The 1,191-nt window shown below is 65.9% G+C and carries 1 pseudogene; it reads left to right on the forward strand.

The features are described 5' to 3' along the window. Positions 1–71: 71 nt before the first annotated feature. Positions 72–1,183, forward strand: a pseudogene (locus tag MTQ12_RS14765) (IS30 family transposase); the annotation flags it as partial. Positions 1,184–1,191 lie beyond the last annotated feature (8 nt).

A 1,191-nucleotide genomic window follows, 5' to 3' on the forward strand; every position in this document is an offset into this window, starting at 1 on the left:
GGTGGTTTCATACGGTTGTTGCAACGGTGTCCCTGAGTGGCGGGGATGGCTTTGATGATCGTGGGTGATCGAGGTGCCTGGACCCAGATTGACAGTGACGGAACGTGCGCAGATCGAGGTGCTCTTCGGGCAGGGATTGTCCTTCCCGCAGATCGCTGCTCGGATCGGCCGGGACCGGTCCACGGTATGGCGTGAGGTCGCACGCAACAACGCCTACCGGGGCAACAGCCTCGCGGGTGCCGGTTCCCGGCATCCGCGGGGATCGCGTGCCGGCGCACCGGGCTGGGGCGGGGCATATCGGTGGGTGTACTCACACGCCCATGCCCACCGACGGGCGCTGAAACGCGCACGCCGACCACGCGCGATGAAGCTGCGTCCCGGTTGGGGCAAACCCTACCCCGCGCTGTGGCACGTCGTGGCCGAGAAGCTGCGCTGCCGGTGGTCGCCGCAGCAGATCAGTGCTTGGCTGAAGACGCAGTATCCCCAGCAGCCGGAGAAGCACGTGTCCCACGAAACGATCTACCAAGCGATCTATTACCAGGCCAGGGGCGGGATGCGTCAGGAACTCGCCCGGCAGGTCGCGCTGCGTACCGGTCGCGGTCAGCGCCGGTCGCAGTCCCGGGAAGCCAAGGCCGGGCGCGGGGCGAAGCCCTGGACGGTGGACTTCAACATCTCTTCCCGCCCGGCTGAGGCCGCTGATCGGGCGGTGCCCGGGCACTGGGAAGGCGATCTCGTGCTCGGAGCGCGGGGGTCCTCGGCGATCATCACGCTGGTGGAACGTTCCACCCGGTTCGTGATGCTCGGCAGTCTGCCGTCCTCGCGGGTCAGTCAGGAGGTGATCCGGGTCCTCATCGAGTTGATGGGACAGCTGCCGGAACACCTACGGGCATCGTTGACCTGGGACCAGGGAGCGGAGATGTCTGCCGTGGCTGACTTCCGGATCGCTACCGATTGCGAGGTGTATTTCTGTGACCCGCATGCGCCCTGGCAGCGTGGGACGAACGAGAACACCAACGGGCTGCTGCGGCAGTACTTCCCCCGCTCGACCACGGACTTCCGGGCTATCAGCCAGGCCGAGCTCGATGCTGTCGCCGCCGAGCTCAATGCCCGCCCCCGCAAGACTCTGAAATGGAAAACCCCAGCTCAAGCCCTGAACGAACACCTCGTTGCAACAACCCCTTGACACCAAGG

The organism is Brevibacterium sp. R8603A2, assembly GCF_023072605.1.
Taxonomy (GTDB): Bacteria; Actinomycetota; Actinomycetes; order Actinomycetales; family Brevibacteriaceae; genus Brevibacterium; species Brevibacterium pityocampae.